Consider the following 19,403-nt stretch of genomic DNA (forward strand, 5'->3'; position numbering starts at 1 on the left):
TTACTGAGGCTCGGTGAACCGGGAGCCACTGGTGCTGGGCTCCGGCTTAACCTGCAGCTGTTTGAGCACCTTGTCGCGAGGGCCGCATAGGGGCATTTCGCCGGCACTCATGACGATCAGGCTGTCGAGCTGCGCCAGCACATTGGGACGGTGGGTGATGACGAAGAGGGTACTACCGCGCTGTTTCATACCTTGCAGTGCCTGAGCAAGCATCTTTTCCCCAGCCTCGTCGAGGTTCGAGTTCGGCTCATCGAGGATCAGCACCCTGGGATTTCCATACAGTGCCCGGGCCAGCCCGATACGCTGGCGCTGTCCGCCGGAAAGACCGCCGCCATTTGCGCCGATGCGCGTGTCATAGCCTTGCGGTAGCTGCAGGATGAGCTCATGCACACCTGCCAGTCGCGCCGCCTCCACGACGGCCTCGGCATCCAGCTCGCCCAGTCGGGCGATGTTGTCGCTAATGCTGCCCTCGAACAGCTCGATGTCCTGCGGCAGGTAGCCGAGGTGGCGTCCCAGTTCCTCGCGTCGCCATTGGCTCACGTCTGCGCCATCCAAGCGAACATGCCCTTCCAGCGCCGGCCAGATGCCGAGCAGTGCGCGCGCAAGGGTCGACTTACCCGAGCCGCTGGGGCCGATGATTCCGACCGCGGTGCCTGGTGTGACCTGGAAGTTGATATTCCTGATAATTGGCCGGGAACTGCCCGGGGCGCCCGCGTGAAGGTTTTCTACAGCGATGCTGCCTAGCGGCGTGGGAAGCGGCATGGGGTCGGGCTCTTGCGCCACCTTGGCCAGCAGATCGTGCAGGCGCGCATACTGCGATCGGGCACCGATAAAGCCCTTCCAGGCACCGATCATCTGATCTATTGGGGCCAGGGCCCGGCCCAGAAGGATTGAGCCGGCGATCATCAATCCCGCGCTGATCTCCTGGTTGATCGCCAGGTAGGCGCCCAGGCCGAGGATCAGCGATTGCACCAGTTGGCGGAAGGTTTTCGACAGAGAGCTGATCGCGCCGGCGCGGTCGCTGGCGAGGCTCTGCAGAAGCAGAACTTTGTGCACCTGCTGTAGCCAGCGTTGGCGGAGGCTGGGCAGCATGCCCATGGCTGCGATGACTTCTGCATTGTTCAGGCTCTTGCCGGTAAGGTCGGTGGCGAGCAGTTGTTCGCGATTGGCCTGCTGCAGGGGGGCCTGGGTCAGGCGCTCATTGAGCATGGCCAGGGCGATCAACAGCAGTGCGCTCACCAGCCCCAGCCAGCCGAACCAGGGATGGAAGATAAACATCACGGCGAGGTAGATTGGCAGCCAGGGCGCGTCGAAGAAGGCGAAGAGGCCATTGCCGGTGAGAAACTGGCGCAGGCCGTTGAGGTCGCTGAGCGGCTGGGTGGTGGCGTTCACGCCGCCCGAGTCCAGCGCCAGTTTGAAGCCGGCATCGTGGAGGCGAGCGCCCAGGTCGTTTTCCAGGCGGGTACTGACGCGCACCATGATACGTGAGCGCACCCACTCCAAGGCGCCCATGCTGATCATCAGAAACAGCATGATCAGGGTCAGCATCAGCAGCGTGGCTTCGCTACCACTACCCACTGCGCGGTCGTAGACCTGCAGCATGTAGAAAGAGGGCACCAGCATCAGCAGGTTGATAAAGAAGCTGAACAGCGCCACCGCGAAAAAGCTCGTACGACAGGCGAGCAGGGTGCGTTCAAGGTCGGTTTGCGATAACCGCAGCATGGTGGGAGTCCGGAGCGTCGAGGGGGTGGCGAAGAACTTGGTGGCGGGTTGGTCGGCGGCCGGGCAGTTTGCCACCTTTGTCGCACTGGCTCCATCGGGGATGGAGCCAGCGGTTGGCTAGGTTCTAGATGATGAAGTCATCCACGCTTAGTGCGCTTACACCGACCAGTTTGATGGAAAAGTCGGCGTCGAGGTTGCCGCTGCTGTTGCCGTAGAGGATCAGGTCACTGCCGTCATGCACAGCCCAGAGCTGCTTGGTGCCAGTGATAACGCCATCTTCCTTGAAGCTCCAGCCCTTGAGTGCGCTGAAGTCGAGCTTGTCCACTCCCGCCTCATTGAAACCATGAATCACATCCTGCTTGCCTTCGCCGATGCTGAGATCCTTGAGCGAGGTGAAGCGGAAGGTGTCGTCGCCTGCGCCGCCATGCATGATGTCCGCTCCGGCGCCTCCGATCAGCACGTTTTTTCCGCCCTCACCAGCATAGAGAGTATCGTCACCGGCACCGCCGCTGAGGATGTTGTCGCCAGCGTTGCCCCGGATCACGTTGTTCAGTGCGTTGCCGGTCAGGTTGAGCCAGAGATCTTCAGTATCACTGGCGTCAAGATTCTCCAGGTTGGTGCCGAGGACCAGGGTGGTGGCCTTGCCGGCGTCCGCGAGCTTGTCCAGGACGTCCTGGCTGATACGTAGTTGCAAGGTGTCCTCACCTTCACCTTTCTTCTCGACAATGCTGTCTTCGAGGGCGACCGTAGCCTTGGCGCCAGTGCCTTTGGCTATCAGGTCGACGAAGTAAGTGTCGTCACCTAGACCGCCGATCAGCTTGTCGACTCCACCCCGGCCGTCGAGGGAGTTGTCGCCAGAGTTGCCGGTGATGACGTTCTTCTCGTCATTGCCGGTGCCGTCGATATGTTCGCTGCCCTCAAGGATCAGGTTCTCGACATGGTCGGTGAGTTCGTAGCTGACATGGGCCTTGATCGTATCGGTGCCTTCCTTGTCGTTTTCTTCCACGATGTCGCCGATGTTTCTGACGATATAGGTGTCGTTGCCCTTGCCGCCCCGCATGGTGTCGACGCCAGCGGAATTTAGGCCACCGTCTAGGACGTTGTTGCCGTCGTTGCCGATCAGCAGGTTGGCTTGCGCGTTGCCGGTGGCGTTGATCGCGGCTTTGCCCTGCAGTGTGAGGTTCTCCAGGTTCTCGCTCAGAGTCCAGTGGACGGTGGATTCGACGGTGTCCTCGTCGCCTTCGCCGTCCAGTTCGACGATCTGCGCGTCCTTGTGGCCGACTCTATAGGTGTCGTTGCCCGCACCGCCCTTCAGCACGGCAGCATTCTTGCCGCCGTCTAGGATATTGTCGGCGGTATTGCCGATCAGCTCGAACAGGCCGGTACCGGTAAGCTGGATATTCTCGACATGTTGCAGGTTGTCCTGGCTCAGGTCGACGAGTAGCGTCTCGGTCTTCGAGGTATTTTTGTAAGTGATGCGCAGGGTGTCGTTACCTTCGTCCGCCAATTCCTCTACCAGATCCAACTCTTCCGCGCGGTCGAGCACGTAGGTGTCGTTACCCTTGCCTCCGATAAGGGTATCGATGCCGGCCTTGCCGTCGAGGATATTGTCGGCATCGTTGCCGATCAGGGTGTTGGCGCCAGCGTTGCCGTTCAGGTGGAGTCTGGTTTGCCCGGTCTGGCTGGCATCCAGGGTCTCCAGGTTAGCTCCCAGGGTCAGGGTCGAGTAGTTCTCGGTCAGTACCTCTCCGCGCAGGATCAGGCGATCATCGTCGCCGGCATTGGCTGCCTCGGTCACTGTGTCTTCCAGGGCGACGCTGGCCTTGGTACCCGCGCCCTTCTGGATCAGGTCGACTACATAGGTGTCGTTGCCGGTGCCGCCGATCAGTCTGTCCACGCCCTTGCCGCCATCGAGATAGTCGTCGCCGGCGCCTCCGTTGAGGGTGTTGTTGCCATCGTTGCCTGTCAGCCTATTGTCCTGTGCATTGCCGGTGCCATTGAGGTTGGCGGTGCCGGTCAGCTCGAGGTTCTCCAGGTTGGCGCTCAGGGTCCAGTTGACCGAGGCGCGCACGGTATCGGTGCCTTCACCCTCTTTTTCGATGACCACATCTTTCAGGTTGTCGACGATATAGATGTCGTCGCCTTCGCCGCCAATCAGGGTGTCGGCCCCGGCGCCCCCATCCAGGATGTTGTTGCCGCGATTGCCGACCAGTCGGTTGTCGGCGTTGTTGCCAGTGCCGTCGATGTGGCTGTCGCCGGTCAGGGTCAGGTTTTCCAGGTGCTCGCCCAATGTGTAACTGGCACTGGTCATGACCGTATCGGAGCCGCCTCCGGCCTCTTCGATGATGATGTCGTCGGCATTTTCGATGATATACAGGTCGTTGTCCTTGCCACCGGTCATCATGTTGCTACCGGCGCCGCCGATCAGTACGTCATGACCATCTCCGCCAGTGAGGGTGTCATTACCGGCGCCGCCATCGAGGGTGACGCCGCTGCTGCCGGTCCATGTAAGTGTATTATCGCCATCATCACCTGTGAGCGTCAGGGAGTTGCCGTTGGCGTCGAAGCGCTTGACGTAAATGTCGCCGCTGCCTTCGCCATAGTTGGCGGTGCGCTCGGTGGCTTCCCAAGTGATCAGGAAGCCGCCGTCGGCGCTGGCTGCTACCGAGGGGAAGAAGTCCTGGTTGGGAGCGCTGGCGACTACCAATTCGTCGCCCACCTTGGAGCCATTCTTGTCATAGACCTGTGCGTAGAGCCTTGAAGGGCCGCTGTACAGCTCACGTTCATCACTGGTCGCATAGGTAATGACGTAGCCACCGCCCTCCAAGGCAGTAATAGCCGGGTCGTTGTAGAAACCTGACGTGCTGTTGACCTGGGCCTCGCCACCCAGCTTTTTGCCGTCTGCGCTGAAGCGCTGCATGAAGATATGCGTATCGACGGTGCGTTCCTCGACCACGTTATTGCCCCATTCGTCCTTGTATTTGAGGTCATCGTGGGTTTCACGGGTCCAGGTGACGACATAGCTGCCATCTGCGAGGGTGACTACTTCCGGATCGCCTTGGTCGCCCTTGGTGCTGGTGTTGACCTGAATGGCTTTACCGTCCGGTGTACCGTCGGCCTTGAAGCGCTGCAGGTAGATTTCCTCGCTTTCTTTGGCGTCGTTTACATATTCCCATGCAACGACAAAACCACCGCTCGGCAGGGCGCTGACACTGGGTTCGAAGGCCTGCAGGTTGCCGGTGGCCAGAGCGATAGGCTGCCCCTTGGCACTGCCGTCGGCATTGAATAGCTGGATGTAGGCTTGGCCCTCGCTTTCCAGGTATTCACCGTCCTGGTCAAACTCATCTGGAATCGACTGGTCGGGAGTTTCTTCGGTCCAGGCGAGGACAAAGCTGCCATCTTTCAGTTGCGTCACTGAAATGTCATCGACATTTCGAGCCTGATCGACCTGCGATAGCTCGATTGACTGGCCAACCGACTGGCCTGCAGCATCGTAGCGTTGAACATAAAAGGCATCGCCCTCGTAGTTTCCCCAGACCAGAGCAAAACCATCGCCCAGCGCTGCGACGTTCAACGATCCGCGCTCGTATTCAATACCGCTTGCAATGGCTTGCTGCCAGTTCCCATCACGGAAGAGCTGGATTTGCACTTCCGGGCCTTGCTTCCAGGCCACCACTTGGGTGCCATCTGCCAGCGTGGTGGTAGAAGGCGTTTCGGAGTCGGCCTGGCCACTTTCCAGCGAAAGACTACCCTCGTTGATCGTGATGGCGCCGTTGGCAAACTGGAGCTGCTCGATGCTGATCAGAGTGTCGCGCTGGGCTCCGTTAATGACCTGCAGATTGCCCTGGTTGTCGAGGCCGAAGTGGTAGTCGGCCTGCTCGCCGGTAAAGATGGCGGTGTCGTCACCCTGGCCGCCATCAAGGATATCGCTGCCGTTGCCGCCGGTCAGCCGGTCATCGCCGGCGCCTCCACGGAGGATGACATCATCATCGCCGATCCAGGTCAGATCGTCGTTGTCGTCGCCACCCTCGATCAGGGTCAGGGCGTTGCCGATTGGTTTGCCATCGGCATCGTAGCGCTGGCTGAACAGAGAAGAGCCGCTGTCGCCATTTTCGTTGGCATTCGTCCAGGTGATGATAAAGCCGCCGTCCGGCAGGGAGGTGACCTTGGCTTCGTACGAGCTGCCGGAGGCATTGACGATGAAGCTGTCACCGCGAGGCTGGAGGTCGGCGTCCAGCAGTTTGGCGTAGGTGGTGTTCCCTTCGCTCCAGTTGTATGTAGACCAGACGGCCAAATACGTGCCGTCTGCCAGCAGGGTCAGGCTGGCATCGTTGGCATTGGGGTTGCCGACTGGGATTACGACCTCTGCATCGCCGACAGGCTCTAATGCACTGTCGAATTTCTGCGCTATCAGGGTGCGGCCGAATATAGGGGCGGCGTCGACATTGGCTACCCAGCTCGCCAGATAACCATCGTCGGTCTTGATCAGGGAGTAGTAGCTGGCATTGGGATAGCCGGTGTCGAGGGTGTGTAGCAGTTGCGGAGCGCCTTTGGCGCTGCCGTCGGCGTTGAGCTCACGCGCATAAAAGTCGCTTCTGTATCCGTTCGGTAGTGCGCTTTCATGGGTGTAGGCCACCAGGAAGCCGCCACCGTCCAGAGGCAGGATGATCTGGTCGTCAGGCGTGCTATTGGTGACGGTCTCGGTGTTGACCTTCTGTGCTGCGCCGATTTTCTTGCCGTCGGCGCCGTACACCTGCAGATATAGATCGCCGGTTTCCTTGCCGTTCTTTTCAACAGCCGAAACCCAGGAAACCACATAGTTGCCATTGGGCAATACGCTGACGACCACATCCTCCAGTTCCGCGCTTTTACTGCTGGCAACGGTCTGCGCATTGCTAGTGGCGTTGCCGTCCTTGTCGAACTGCTGGATAAGGACCGAACTGCTGCCCTTGCTCTCGGTGGACCAGGCGATGAAATAGCCACCGTCGGCAGTGGCGGTTACGCTGGGGTCTTCGGCTTCGCCCGAAACAATCTTGGTTTCCTTTAGCAATTTGCCGGAGGCATCGTAGTGCTGCAAGGTGACGCCTTCGTCAGGATCGCCGTCCCGGGAACCGTAGTGTTCCCATACCAGCACATAGCCGCCGCCCGTGAGAGCCGTGCTTGCAGGGGTGCCGAAGTACAGGGTGTCGGAGCTGGCGACCCGGTTATCGAAACTCTGGCTCAGGTCGACGCTGCCGCCGCCGGCAAATGTCACGTTGAAGTTATCGGCCTCTCGTGCGACTTCCGTACCATCGTCCTTGCGGGTGATGACGAGCTCGCCGCCGTCGCGGCTGAATGTGTAATCCGTTTGATTCCCGGGGAGGATGCTCATAGTCCCTATCCTTGCAGTGGAAAAATCGTCGCGCTGATGGCGGAAGAATCTGGCGTCTTTTTATTGACGCAAATGAGCGTGCTTTTTAGCAGAGGCCATGGAGTGATGGCAATGGGCTACTTGGTGGGGCGGGAGCGACTGTGGGGGGCGGTTTGGGGAGGTGGTCGATGCCTCTCAGTCGCCTTGATGGGGTTGGCCACGAAGCAGGGGCGCCTGCCGGGTGGGGCTGATCGTCCCTACCCGGCATTGCCAAGGAGCCCAGAAGGGCTAGGCCTGTTCAGCCAAAGAGGAAGTCGCTGCTGTCAAGCGTCGTGACACCGACCAGTTTGATGGAAAAATCGGCGGCGGGGTCCTTGTTGCTATTGCCGTAGAGGATCAGGTCGTCGCCCTCCTGCACCGCCCAGAGCTGCTTGGTGCCGGTGGCGGCATGCCCTTCGCCAACGCCATTGAAGCTCCAGCCCTTGAGGGCCTTGAAGTCAAGCTTGTCGCCACTCTCGGCATCGGGGCCGCTGGTGAAGTTGTGGATCACATCCTGCTTCCCTTCGCCCAGGCCGAGATCCTTGAGCGAGGTAAAGCGGAAGGTGTCATCGCCTGCGCCGCCATACATGGTGTCGGCCCCCGTCCCGCCGATCAGCACGTTTTTCCCGCCTTCACCGGCATGGAGAGTATCGTCGCCGGCACCGCCGCTGAGGATATTGTCGCCAGCATTGCCCCAGATCACGTTGTCCAGCGCGTTGCCGGTCAGATTGAGCCAGAGACTATTGGTGCCGCGGGCATCGAGGTTCTCCAGGTTGGCGCCGAGGGTCAGGGTGGTAGCCTTGCTGGCATCCCCCAGGCTGTCCAAGACATCCTGGCTGACCCGCAGTTGCAGGGTGTCCTCGCCTTCCCCCTTCTTCTCGACGATGCTGTCTTCGAGGGCCACTGTGGCCTTGGCACCTGTGCCCTTGACGATCAGGTCGACGATATAGGTATCGTCACCCTTGCCGCCGATCAGCCTGTCGACGCCACCTTTGCCGTCGAGAACGTTGTTGCCAGCATTGCCGGTGATGACGTTTTTCAGCCCGTTGCCGGTGCCATTGATATCGTCGCTGCCGGTGAGGATCAGGTTTTCGACGTTTTTTCTGCCGTCGGTAAGATCGAGGTTGTAGCTGACCGAGGCCTTGACCGTGTCGGTGCCTTCCTTGTCGTTTTCCACGACCTCATCGTCCTCATGATCGACGATATAGGTGTCGTTACCCTTGCCGCCAATCATGGTATCGATACCAGCGCCGCCGTCGAGGATATTGTTGCCGTCGTTGCCCCGCAGGATGTTGTTGAGTGCGTTGCCCGTGCCGTTGAGAGCCGCCCTGCCGGTCAGGATAAGCTCTTCGAGATTCGCGCCGAGAGTGAAGTGAACGGAGGAAATGACCTTGTCCCAGCCTTCGCCAGCGTTTTCGTGCACCTGTGCATTCCTGTGGGCCACATGGTAGGTGTCGTTACCCTTGCCGCCGCGAAGGATGCTGGTGGTCTTGCCAGCATCAAGCACATTATCGGCATCGTTGCCGATTATCTCGAACAGGCCGCTGCTGGCGATCTGTACGTTTTCCACTTCAAGCAGGTTAACCGCGCCCAGGTCGATCACTGCCGGAGCGGAGTTGCTGCCGCCTTTGAAGGTGATACGCAGGGTATCGTTGCCGGAATCATGGTAGGTGTTTTCGTGATCTCGGTTGATCCACATCCAATTCGCGGATGTCGTCAAGGATATAAAGGTCGTCGCCATCCCCGCCGACCATGATGTCGACACCTTTGCCGCCATCGAGCAGATCGTTTCCGGCGCCGCCATATAATTGATCGTCGCCAGCCAGGCCGAACAACTGGTCGTCGCCATCCCCGCCATAAAGTTCGTCGGAGCCGACATTGCCGGTGATCCTGTCATTGCCATCCCCGCCGAAGAGCCAGTTGTGGCGCTTATCGGTGCCGGTGATGACGTCGTCGCCGCTCAGTAGGGCCAGTTGTATGCCCTGCAAATCACCCGTCCCCGTCAGATAGGCGGAAAGTGCCGTCAGCACGTTGGGGGACAGGCCGGTGGACTGGAACGAACCGTTGAAATTGTCCAACGATGACTGGGTCGAGGAGTTCTTGCCGGTGTATGTCAGGCTGTCGAGCGTGCTGGCTGGAGTAAACATGCCTGCAGTGGCGTCATAGGTAAGTCCGGCCTTGCTGGTCAGGCCGAAATTGTAGGATGAACTTGTGCTCTGGCTCTGAGTGCCCTGTGGCGTATTGTTCTTTTCGCTCTGGCTCCAGCTGTAGTTGTCGGTGTAGCGGTTGATAGTGAGTGACTGGAGCTGAGGGCTGCCCGCGCTTTGCTTGTATTCGGCCTGTCCGGTGAAGGCCAGGGAGCCGACCTTCCTGCTTGAACTGCTGTCGCCGCTGAGCGATGCGTCTTGAGTGTAGGTATAGCTCGACTGTGCCTGGCTGATGGAGAGTGGCTTGCCGGCGCCGTACTTCTGCAAATTGAGGTTGGCGCCGAGGCTTTCCTTGTAGACGTCCTTGCTCATGGAGCCCGGCTGATTGTCGGTGACGGAGTAGTTTTCGTTCCAGGCCAGCTTGGAGTATGTGTAGTTACTGCCGGTCAACTCAGCCTTTCTGCTGCCATTGGCGAAACCGACGCTATTGCCGCCGCCATCATGGGCCGGTGTATTGCGGTAGAGGATGGCCTTCGAGATCAGGTTACCGGCGTTCATGTTTACCGATGGGTTGCCCCAATCGAGATTGCCGCCTTCGAGTCGATAAGTCTGGCTGGCGACCATGCCCGTGATGCCGAAGCTGAATGCGTACTGCAGGGCGAACGCCGTATCGTAGATAAGCGTAGATACGTCGTTAGTCTTTATCGTGGCCATAAATGTTCTTCCCTGATCAATAGAGTTCTGCTTATCAGTCCGCCGCGCTCCGGGACAGTGCAATTTCTCTTGTTGCGTTCGAATGTGGCGCTGGATTTTATAATTCGGCGTATAGCGTGGAAAGGCGAGTTAGCGCGTAGTGTGAGTTCCGTACAATTCCACCCGATTACGCCCGCCATGTTTGGCCTTGTACAGCGCCTCGTCGGCACGCTTGGACAGGGCATTGCCATCCAGCCCCGGTTGCAGCATGGCGATGCCGCAACTGAAGGTGCAGGACAGGTCCTGCGGCTGGGCAGGGTAGTGAATCTCGGCGAAGCGCTGGCGAATCTCCTCCAGTACCTTGAGCGCCGATTGCTCGTCGGTATCGGGCAGCACCACGGCGAATTCCTCGCCGCCGTAACGACCGATATGGTCGGTCTTGCGCAAGCGCTGCTTGAGGAACAGCGCCAGGCTCTTGATCACCCGGTCGCCCATGGGGTGACCATAGGTGTCGTTGACCTTCTTGAAGTGGTCGATGTCGAGCATGGCGAAGGCCAGCGGCTGCTCTTCGCGGCGTGCGCGAAAGCAGGCGTCATCGAGCAGTTGCAGGGTATGGGTGTGGTTGTACAGACCGGTCAGGCTGTCGCGCACCATGCGCGCCTTGAGGTTGCGCGCACGGGCCGCGCGGTTGCGCACGGTGGCGATCAGGTGGCGTGGTTTGATCGGCTTGGTGAGGAAGTCGTCGCCGCCCTCGCTCATGGCGTCGAGCTGCTTGTCCAGGTCGTCCTCGGCCGACAGATAGATGATCGGTACGCTGACATAACGGTCGTTATGGCGGATCACCTTGGCCAGCTCGGTGCCGTTGCACTCGGGCATGTACATATCGAGGATTATCAGGTCCGGCTGGAATTCGGCCAGCGCGTCCATCGCCTGGATCGGCTCGGTCAGAGTGTGGGTGAGGATGCCGGCGCTGTTGAGTACGCGCTCGGTATGGGTCGCCTGGGCCTTTGAGTCGTCGACGATCAGCACCTTGTACGGGTCGTACTGCGAGACGTGGGTCAGTACCTCGATACGTTCGAGCAGGCTGGAGGCATCCAGCGAACCGGTGAAGAACTCCTGCCCGCCGGCGCGCACGGCGGCCAGGCGCGTTGGCGTGTCGGTATCGCAGTGGCTGAAGAACAGCAGCGGAATCTTCTGCTCCAGACCCTCTTGTACCGAGTTGGCAAGTTCCAGGCCGGCACCGGCGAAGTCGACGTCCATGACGATGGCCGCCGGGTGGCGCTCGCTGATGGCGGCGCGGAAGGCGAGCTCATCACCCAGGGCCTGCGCGGCCAGGCCGAAGAAATCCAGTTGCTGGGCCAGACGCTCGGCACGCTGGGCATCCTGCAAGGCCAGGTACACCGGTTTGCGCAGTGGTGGCAGGAAGGTCTGTTCGAAGGCATCGCTATGCCGCAGACCGGTTCTCGACAAGCGCTGCATGGCCTGATTGAGACGGGCGATCAACGTGCTGTTGAGGCGGCCGCGATTTTCCACCACTTCATCGAGGCTGACGCCAATGCTTTGCGCCAGCTGCGCGTGCTCGATCTGCTCGAAGCGCTCGGCGTAACGCAGCAGTCGCAGGTTGGCCTCGGTCAGCTCAGCCATGCCGGCATCGTTCCATTCGCTGCGTTGCAGGCGCTGCCAGACTTCCAGCACCTGGCGTGCCTGGTGAATCACGCGCTGGGCGAAATGGTGCTTGAGGCGATCTCGACTGGGATCCGGGTGCTCGGTCATGGGCCGACTTCTATAGATGGTTAAGTCAGTGGTGGCTTGATGCTATCACTTGCTGGAAGCGCTGACATTGCCGTCGATCAATTGGCGTCGGTATTTCTGTCGAATAAGCGACAGAAATGTAGTTTTCCCTTACCAGCGGTAAGTTTGCCCCTCTGCCCTGCGTTTTGCTGTGGGCTTGCCTTATAGTGCGTAGCAGGTCGCAACCCGTTGGTCGGGTTGTGGTCGAACACTCGAATTCGTTTGAAAAGGACACTGCCATGCTGGATTGGAAGAATCGCGCGACGAACTCGCCAGACGACGCCGCCAAGACCTCAGGGGGCAGTCGCACTGGCGGCAGCCTGATCGCTCGCGCTCTAGGCAGTCTGATCGGTGTCTATCTGCTGATCGCCCTGGTGGTCGGTTGGTACTGGAGTCAGGAACCGTCTGCCTTCCAGGTCCAGCAGCATGCGCAGAATTCGGCGCAGCAGGCGCAACGGCAGATGGTCACCGGCTACACCTCGGTGGAAACCCTCAAGCAGGTCGCCAGCACGCTGCTCGACAAGCCAGGTGGTTATCTGTCCAACGATCTCGCGCCGCCCGGCCTTTGGCTGGACAACATGCCGAGCTGGGAATACGGCGTGTTGGTGCAGGTACGCGACTTTTCGCGTGCGTTGCGCAAGGACTTCGCCCGTTCGCAGTCGCAGTCCACGGAAAACCCCGACCTGGCCAAGGCCGAGCCGCGCTTCCACTTCGATAACAAGAGCTGGGCATTGCCGGCCTCGGAGTCCGAATATCGCGAAGGCATCAAGGCGCTGGATCGCTACCTGGCCAGCTTGAGCCAGAAGGACGCGCAGTTCTATGCCCGTGCCGACAACCTCAACAACTGGCTGGGCGATGCCGGCACCCGCCTGGGTTCGCTGTCGCAACGCCTGTCCGCCAGTGTGGGGCAGGTGCGCCTGAACGAGAGTCTGAAGGTCGGCAACGACGCGGAGGAATCCGGCATGGTGGGCGAGGGCGGGGTCTACGAGACGCCCTGGCTGCAGATCGACAATGTGTTCTACGAGGCCCGTGGCCAGGCCTGGGCGCTGGCGCACCTGCTGCGCGCCATAGAAGTGGACTTCGCCGACGTGCTGGCCAAGAAGAACGCCACCGTCAGCGTGCGTCAGATCGTCCGTGAGCTGGAGGCCGCGCAGGCCACCCTGTGGAGCCCGATGATCCTCAACGGCAGTGGCTACGGCGTTCTCGCCAACCACTCGCTGGTGATGGCCAACTACATCTCCCGCGCCAATGCGGGTCTGATCGACCTGCGTCAGTTGCTGAGCCAGGGTTGATGGTCGCGATTTCGGCAGCGGAGGCGGCGCATCGTGCTGCTTCTGACCGCGAGCGGGTGGCCTGGGTCGACGAGCATGATCGGCCACTGGGTGGTGTTTCCCGGGCCGAGATGCGCGAGCGCCGGCTGATCGGGCGCGGTACCTACATTCTCCTGTTCAACACGGCTGGTCTGCTGTGCGTGCATCGGCGCACCCTGAGCAAGGCGCTGTATCCCGGTTACTGGGACGTGGCGGCCGGCGGCATGGTGCTCGAGGGCGAGGACTACCGCCTCTCAGCCGAGCGAGAGTTGGCCGAGGAACTGGGCATCGTCGATGCCGAACTGGTCGAGCATGCGCACTTTCTCTATGACGCCCCGGAAAGTCGCCTGTGGTGCATGGCCTATTCGGCGGTATCCGACGCGCCGCTGGTGTTGCAGCCGGAAGAAGTACTGGAAGCGCGTTTTATCAGCGTCGAGCAGGCCCTGGAAGAAACCCATCGTCTGCCCTATTGCCCCGATTCGTTGGCGGCGCTGGAGCGCTATATAAAAAGGCCATAAACAGGCCGCCTGCGGCTAGCTGATGTCCCTCTCCCATTTATGGGAGAGGGTGCCCGAAGGGCGGGAGAGGGTGTTTGTCTCGCCTCCTGTGTGTCGTCTAACTCGTAGGGTGCGCTGTGCGCACCGGCTTTACTCGGATGTGGGACCATGGTGCGCACGGCGCACCCTACGGGCCGAGCTCGCTACGGCGTCGCGGATTCCGAGCGCGCCGTGCGCGATGGCGAACAGCGTCGCCAAAGTGCCGCACAATGACGCAAATTTGGTCTTAGCAAGCCTGGCCTTTGCCGTTACACTGCGCGGCCTTTTCGGCGGACGTCTGTCCGCTTGCGCTGCCCCTGCCTGAGTGGGGCTTCGCGGCTGAACCCGTTCAGCCAGTCGCTATCCTGACCCCTACGAGGACAAGCCGGTGGTCAAGAAAGCCTCTTCATTTGCCGCCCTGAGCGGTCTCGTCTATTCCACCGATGGCGGTCGCCATTGCCCGGATTGCAACCAGGCGGTGGATGCCTGCATCTGCAAACAGACACGCATTCCCGATGGCGACGGTATTGCCCGTGTGCGCCGTGAAACCAAGGGCCGTGGTGGCAAGACCGTCACCACCGTCAGCGGCGTGCCGCTGGCCGAGGAGCCGCTCAAGGAACTGGCCAGCGCCTTGAAGAAACGCTGCGGCACCGGTGGCGCACTCAAGGACGGGGTGATCGAGATTCAGGGTGATCATGTCGAACTGTTGCTCGCTGAGCTGAGCAAACGCGGATTTACCGCGAAGAAGTCCGGCGGCTGATAAGTCCTTTTCTAAACTTCGACGATGCTCGTGCGGTCAACCGCCGAGCAAATGTCATCTTGCTTTCATAATTTCTAAACTGGCCGCCAGCAAGGTCAGGCTTTTCTCATGGGAGAACCCGATGTCCGCACGACGCACCCGCAAAGACGACGGCAGCCAATGGACCGTAGCCGATAGCCGTAGTGTCTATGGCATTCGCCATTGGGGCGCCGGTTACTTTTCGATCAACGATGCCGGACGTATCGAAGTGCGTCCCAATGGGCCGGACAGCCAGCCCATCGATCTTTATCAGCAGGTCGACGAGCTGCGTCAGAGCGGCCTGTCGCTGCCGCTGCTGGTGCGTTTCCCGGACATTCTGCAAGATCGCGTGCGCCGCCTGACCGGTGCCTTCGATGCCAGTATCGAGCGCCTGGAATACCAGAGCCGTTACACCGCGCTGTACCCGATCAAGGTCAACCAGCAGGAAGCGGTGATCGAGAACATCATCGCCACGCAGAACGTCTCCATCGGCCTCGAGGCCGGCTCCAAGCCCGAGCTGCTGGCCGTGCTGGCACTGGCGCCGAAGGGCGGCACCATCGTCTGCAACGGCTACAAGGACCGCGAGTTCATCCGCCTGGCGCTGATGGGGCAGAAGCTCGGCCACAACGTGTTCATCGTCATCGAGAAAGAGTCGGAAGTCGCCCTGGTGATCGAGGAGGCCGCTGACCTCAAGGTTGCGCCGCAGATCGGCCTGCGCGTGCGCCTGTCCTCGCTGGCATCTTCCAAGTGGGCCGACACCGGTGGCGAGAAGTCCAAGTTCGGTCTGTCCGCCGCGCAGATCCTGCAGGTGGTCGAGCGCTTCCGCGCTGCCGGGCTGGATCAGGGCATCCGCCTGCTGCACTTTCACATGGGTTCGCAGATCGCCAACATTGCCGACTACCGCAAGGGCTTCCGCGAGGCCATCCGCTATTACGGTGAGCTGCGCGCCATGGGCCTGCCGGTCGATCACATCGACGTCGGCGGTGGCCTCGGCGTGGACTACGACGGTACTCACTCGCGTAACGCCAGCTCGATCAACTACGACATGCAGGACTACGCCGATGCCGTGGTCGACATGCTCAAGGAGTTCTGCGACCGCCAGGAAATCCCCCATCCGCACATCTTCTCCGAGAGTGGCCGGGCGATGACCGCGCACCATGCCGTGCTGCTGGTGCAGGTCACCGACGTCGAGCGGCACAACGACAAGGTGCCGGAGATCGATGCCGGCGCCGAACAGCCGGAAGTGCTGCAAGTGCTGATCGAGCTGCTGGAAGACAGCGACCCGGAAATGGTCGCCGAAACCTACTGGCGCGCCACCCACTACATCGAGGAAGTGGCAGCGCAGTATTCGGCCGGCAAGCTGAGCCTGGCGCAGAAGGCCCTGGCCGAGCAGTGCTACTTCGCCATCTGCCGTCGTCTGCACAACCAGCTCAAGGCGCGTCAGCGTTCGCACCGTGCGGTGCTGGACGAACTCAACGACAAGCTGGCCGACAAGTACATCTGCAACTTCTCGGTATTCCAGAGCCTGCCGGACACCTGGGCCATCGGCCAGATTCTGCCGATCCTGCCGCTGTCACGCCTGGACGAAGAGCCGCTGCGCCGCGCCGTACTGCAGGACCTGACCTGCGACTCCGATGGCAAGATCCGTCAGTACGTCGACGAACAGTCGATCGAGACCAGCCTGCCGGTGCACGAGATTCGCGAGGGTGAGGACTATGTGCTGGGCATCTTCCTGGTCGGCGCCTATCAGGAAATCCTTGGCGACATGCACAACCTGTTCGGCGATACCGACTCGGTGAACATCTACCAGGGCGCCGATGGCAGCGTGGTGCACGCCGGCATCGAGACCCACGACACCATCGAGGACATGCTGCGCTATGTGCACCTGTCGCCGGAAGAGCTGATGACCCACTACCGCGACAAGGTGGCCAGCGCCAAGATCAGCGCCCGTGAACGTACGCAGTTCCTCGATGCCTTGCGTCTGGGGCTGACCCGCTCGTCCTACCTGGCTTCGTAAGCCGTCAGCGGCAACTTCGATAGCCCGGATGCAACCGGCTACGGTGCTTCCTGAGGCCCTTGGTGCGCACGGCACACCCTACTATAGGGTGCGCCGTGCGCACCGAGCCGAAGATTCAGCCGATCATCCCGTAGCCACGCGCCATCAGCGTCGCCAGCAGTGGTATCACCAGCAACAGCAGCAGTTCGATGCGGATGCTCCAGGTCACCAGGCGTACCTGCCGAGCGCTCGGCGTGGGCACCTGGCCTGCCTTAACGGTTTTGCGCCATTTGATGAACACCACCGTGGGCAGGATCGACAGCAGGCCAACCAGGATGAACAGCCCTAACTTCGCATGCAACAGGCTGTTACCCATGTAGTAGGCGGCGCCCTTGCCGAACCACAGCACGCGGGCGACACCGGTGGCCAGCACCAGACCGGCACAGATGCCGTAGACCAGGTCGGTGATCATCAGGCTGCGCGCACGGGACAGATCCAGCGGCGCCTTGAACAGCACGTGTTCGATGCTGAGCAGGGCGAACAGGGCGAAGATCGACAGGTAGTGCAGGTAAGCGACGAACGCGGCAGCCATGATTGCTTCCTTTCAGTGGGAACTTGGGGCGATTTCACTGCGGTTGCGGCCGCCATGTTTGGCCCGGTAGAGCGCCTGGTCGGCGCGTTTGAGCGCATCCACGCTGCTCTCGCCGGGGCCAAGCAGCGTGCAGCCCAGGCTGATGGTCTGCTGCAGTTGGGCGTGCTCCAGTAGCATCGGCTGGCTGGCGATGGCCAGGCGGATGCGCTCGGCGATCTGCAGCAATTCCTGGTCATCGTGCACCTGGGTGAGGATGACGAACTCCTCGCCGCCATTGCGGGTCACCACATCCTGCGGGCGCACGGCACTGCTCATGCGTCGCGCGCTTTCCCACAGCACGTGGTCGCCGCCATCGTGGCCATGCCTGTCGTTGACCTGCTTGAAGTGGTCCAGGTCGCAATAGATAACGCCCAGGCGCAGCTGGTTGCGCTCGGCAGTGGCCTGCTCCTGCGGCAGAAAGTGCAGCAGCCCGGCGCGATTCCACAACTGGGTAAGTGGGTCGAGCATGCCCTTGCGCTGCTCGCGGCTAAGGGCGTCGCGCAGGTCGTTGGCCTGTTGCGAGCAGTGCTGCAGGTGCAGATAGTTTTCGGTCAGGTAGGCCAGGTCGCGCAACTGGCATCTCTCCTGACTGCCGAACAGACGCGGTTTCGGGTCGGCCAGGCACAGCGTCCCCAGCGGCAGACCATCGGCGTCATGCAGCGGCCAGCCGGCATAGAAGCGCACATCCGGCGTGCCGCGGGCCAGTTCGGTACCGGCGAATCGCTCGTCCACCTGGCTGTCCTCGACGATCAGCGGTTCGTCGCGCAATACCGCATGAGAACAGTAGGACAGACTGCGCGGCGTCTCTGCTACATCCAGCCCCTGGCGGCTCTTGAACCACTGGCGATCTCGGTCGACCAGCGTCACCAGTGCGGTTTTTACCTGGAACAGGTCGTGCGCCAGGCGCGTCAGGGTATCGAGGTAAGGGTCGGCAGGTGTGTCGAGCAGTTCCAGGCGATCAAGGGCCTGCTGGCGTTCGGCTTCATTGGCGGGCAGCGGGACGTTGAGCATGAGCGATCTCTCCTAATGCCGGGGAAGGGAACCACTGGTCGCGACGGCTCAACTTCCAAGCATAGCCAGCCAATATCAGGCTGCGCAGCCCCATGAAACTCAGAAATGCCAACCACAGCCCATGATTGCCCAGGCCTTGCAGCCCCCAGGCCAGCGGCAGGGCCAACGCCAAGGCGATGAGCATGGCGTCGCGCATTTCCCGGGCGCGGGTGGCACCGATGAACAGACCGTCGAGCAGGTAGCTCCACACCGCCAGCAGCGGCAGCAGCGCCAGATAGGGCAGGAAGTTCAGGGCCAGTTCGCGCACTTCGGCGATATTGGTGAGCATGCCGACGAACCAGTGCCCGCCGAACAGGAAGAACAGGGCGAAGCCGGCGCTGGCCAGCAGCGACCAGGTACCGGCTACCAGCAGCGAACGGCGCAGCGCAGCGCGATCACGCGCGCCCAGTGCATGGCCGCATAGGGCCTCGACGGCATGGGCCAGACCGTCGAGGGCGTAGGCGGTCAGCGTCAGGCCATTGAGCAGCAGCGCGTTGGCGGCCACCGTGGCATCGCCGAGGCGCGTGCCTTTCACGGTGATCAGGAAGAACACCAACTGCAGCGCCAGGGTGCGGATGAAGATATCGCGGTTGACCGCCAGCAACGGGCGCCAGTTGCTCCAGCGTTTCAGCGCGCTACTGTCGAGGTGGCCGGGATAGTGTGCGAGCGCACCGCGGGCCAGCCACAGGCCGAGCAGGGCGCCGCTCCACTCGGCGATCACCGAGGCCCAGGCCGCACCGGCCACACCCCATTCGAGCCCGAGCACGAACAGCAGGTCGAGCGCCACGTTGATCAGGTTGGCCGTCAGCAGAATGGCCAGCGGGCCACGGGCGCTCTGCGTGCCCAGCAGCCAGCCGATCAGGGCATAAGTCGCCAGGCTGGCGGGCAGGCCGAGCAGACGGATATGGAAATACTGGCGCGCCAGTTGATCCAGTTCGGCCGAGGGTTGCATCAGGCTCAGCGCGGCGTGACTGAACGGCAACGCCAGCAGGCCCAGGAGCAAGGCCAGCAGTACACCCAGGCCCAGCCCCTGCGCCAGTACCTGACGCAGGGCGCTGCCATCGCCGCGGCCTGCAGCCTGGGCGGCGAAACCGGTGCTGCCCATGCGCAGAAAGCCCATGGCCCAGGTCAGCAGGGTGTAGAGGCTTCCACCCACCGCCACGGCAGCCAACTGGTGGGCATGCGGCAGGTGGCCGACCACGGCGGTGTCGACCAGCGCCACCAGCGGCACCGAGAGGTTGGAGAGAATCATCGGCGCCGCCAGTGCCCAGACCTTGCGCTGGGTCGGGGTGTGGCGCCAGGCATCGAGCAGGGCGGACATGGGCGACTCCGACAAAACGCCGATTATAGGCACAGCGCC

General features: G+C 61.4%; 12 protein-coding genes. 4 read left to right on the forward strand and 8 right to left on the reverse strand.

The window, feature by feature from the left end; genetic code table 11:
* From JWV26_RS14505 to JWV26_RS14520, 5 genes are all read right to left on the reverse strand, one after another.
* Entirely contained in the window at window positions 1–1,722 is a 1,722-nt protein-coding gene (locus JWV26_RS14505; RefSeq protein WP_206417163.1) for a type I secretion system permease/ATPase, read from the reverse strand.
* A 124-nt stretch (window positions 1,723–1,846) separates the two neighbouring features.
* A complete protein-coding gene (locus tag JWV26_RS24515) occupies window positions 1,847–7,093 on the reverse strand; it encodes a hypothetical protein (RefSeq protein WP_206417164.1) in 5,247 nt (1,748 codons plus the stop codon).
* A gap of 277 nt (window positions 7,094–7,370) precedes the next feature.
* Window positions 7,371–8,888, reverse strand: coding sequence for a calcium-binding protein (locus tag JWV26_RS24605; protein ID WP_338138744.1), 1,518 nt, complete (start codon window positions 8,886–8,888; stop codon window positions 7,371–7,373).
* Entirely contained in the window at window positions 8,773–9,972 is a 1,200-nt protein-coding gene (locus tag JWV26_RS24520) for a calcium-binding protein (RefSeq protein ID WP_277425963.1), read from the reverse strand. Before JWV26_RS24520 ends, JWV26_RS24605 begins: the two co-directional genes overlap by 116 nt.
* 129 nt (window positions 9,973–10,101) lie before the next feature.
* On the reverse strand, window positions 10,102–11,724 hold the full coding sequence (locus JWV26_RS14520) for a response regulator (protein WP_206417166.1): 1,623 nt from the start codon (window positions 11,722–11,724) through the stop codon (window positions 10,102–10,104).
* Window positions 11,725–11,981: 257 nt separating this feature from the next.
* Between JWV26_RS14520 and JWV26_RS14525 the strand changes: the two genes are divergently transcribed.
* From JWV26_RS14525 to speA, 4 genes are all read left to right on the forward strand, one after another.
* Window positions 11,982–13,034, forward strand: coding sequence for a DUF2333 family protein (locus JWV26_RS14525; protein ID WP_206417167.1), 1,053 nt, complete (start codon window positions 11,982–11,984; stop codon window positions 13,032–13,034).
* Window positions 13,034–13,570 carry an NUDIX hydrolase gene (locus tag JWV26_RS14530; RefSeq protein ID WP_072423192.1) on the forward strand — a complete coding sequence of 179 codons (537 nt, stop codon included), beginning with the start codon at window positions 13,034–13,036 and terminating at the stop codon, window positions 13,568–13,570. The genes JWV26_RS14525 and JWV26_RS14530 overlap by 1 nt, the downstream gene beginning before the upstream one ends.
* A 406-nt stretch (window positions 13,571–13,976) precedes the next feature.
* Window positions 13,977–14,348 (forward strand): translation initiation factor Sui1, encoded by a 372-nt coding sequence (locus JWV26_RS14535; protein ID WP_072423191.1) that lies wholly within the window; start codon window positions 13,977–13,979, stop codon window positions 14,346–14,348.
* A 121-nt stretch (window positions 14,349–14,469) separates the two neighbouring features.
* Entirely contained in the window at window positions 14,470–16,383 is a 1,914-nt protein-coding gene (speA, locus tag JWV26_RS14540; RefSeq protein ID WP_074913870.1) for an arginine decarboxylase, read from the forward strand.
* A 115-nt stretch (window positions 16,384–16,498) separates the two neighbouring features.
* On the opposite strand, the gene JWV26_RS14545 is transcribed toward speA, so the two are convergent.
* Genes JWV26_RS14545 through JWV26_RS14555 form a run of 3 tightly spaced genes read right to left on the reverse strand, consistent with a single transcriptional unit; the run spans window position 16,499 to window position 19,364 of the window.
* Window positions 16,499–16,954, reverse strand: coding sequence for a DUF2214 family protein (locus JWV26_RS14545; protein ID WP_093048486.1), 456 nt, complete (start codon window positions 16,952–16,954; stop codon window positions 16,499–16,501).
* A 12-nt stretch (window positions 16,955–16,966) separates the two neighbouring features.
* Window positions 16,967–18,004, reverse strand: a complete 1,038-nt coding sequence (locus tag JWV26_RS14550) for a GGDEF domain-containing protein (protein WP_206417168.1) — start codon at window positions 18,002–18,004, stop codon at window positions 16,967–16,969.
* On the reverse strand, window positions 17,976–19,364 hold the full coding sequence (locus JWV26_RS14555; protein WP_206417169.1) for an MATE family efflux transporter: 1,389 nt from the start codon (window positions 19,362–19,364) through the stop codon (window positions 17,976–17,978). The genes JWV26_RS14550 and JWV26_RS14555 overlap by 29 nt, the downstream gene beginning before the upstream one ends.
* Between the last annotated feature and the right edge of the window lie 39 nt (window positions 19,365–19,403).

Origin of the sequence: Ectopseudomonas toyotomiensis, from assembly GCF_017167985.1 — a bacterium.
Lineage (GTDB): Bacteria > Pseudomonadota > Gammaproteobacteria > Pseudomonadales > Pseudomonadaceae > Aquipseudomonas > Aquipseudomonas toyotomiensis.

What these genes read in the sequence shown, in the direction of transcription:
- JWV26_RS24520 (WP_277425963.1), bottom strand. Translation starts at nt 9,972, where the DNA reads ATGGCCACGATAAAGACTAACGACGTATCTACGCTTATCTACGATACG.
- JWV26_RS14525 (WP_206417167.1), top strand. Translation starts at nt 11,982, where the DNA reads ATGCTGGATTGGAAGAATCGCGCGACGAACTCGCCAGACGACGCCGCC.
- JWV26_RS14550 (WP_206417168.1), bottom strand. Translation starts at nt 18,004, where the DNA reads ATGCTCAACGTCCCGCTGCCCGCCAATGAAGCCGAACGCCAGCAGGCC.
- JWV26_RS24515 (WP_206417164.1), bottom strand. Translation starts at nt 7,093, where the DNA reads ATGAGCATCCTCCCCGGGAATCAAACGGATTACACATTCAGCCGCGAC.
- JWV26_RS24605 (WP_338138744.1), bottom strand. Translation starts at nt 8,888, where the DNA reads ATGGCGGCAAAGGTGTCGACATCATGGTCGGCGGGGATGGCGACGACC.
- JWV26_RS14545 (WP_093048486.1), bottom strand. Translation starts at nt 16,954, where the DNA reads ATGGCTGCCGCGTTCGTCGCTTACCTGCACTACCTGTCGATCTTCGCC.
- JWV26_RS14530 (WP_072423192.1), top strand. Translation starts at nt 13,034, where the DNA reads ATGGTCGCGATTTCGGCAGCGGAGGCGGCGCATCGTGCTGCTTCTGAC.
- JWV26_RS14520 (WP_206417166.1), bottom strand. Translation starts at nt 11,724, where the DNA reads ATGACCGAGCACCCGGATCCCAGTCGAGATCGCCTCAAGCACCATTTC.
- speA (WP_074913870.1), top strand. Translation starts at nt 14,470, where the DNA reads ATGTCCGCACGACGCACCCGCAAAGACGACGGCAGCCAATGGACCGTA.
- JWV26_RS14505 (WP_206417163.1), bottom strand. Translation starts at nt 1,722, where the DNA reads ATGCTGCGGTTATCGCAAACCGACCTTGAACGCACCCTGCTCGCCTGT.
- JWV26_RS14555 (WP_206417169.1), bottom strand. Translation starts at nt 19,364, where the DNA reads ATGTCCGCCCTGCTCGATGCCTGGCGCCACACCCCGACCCAGCGCAAG.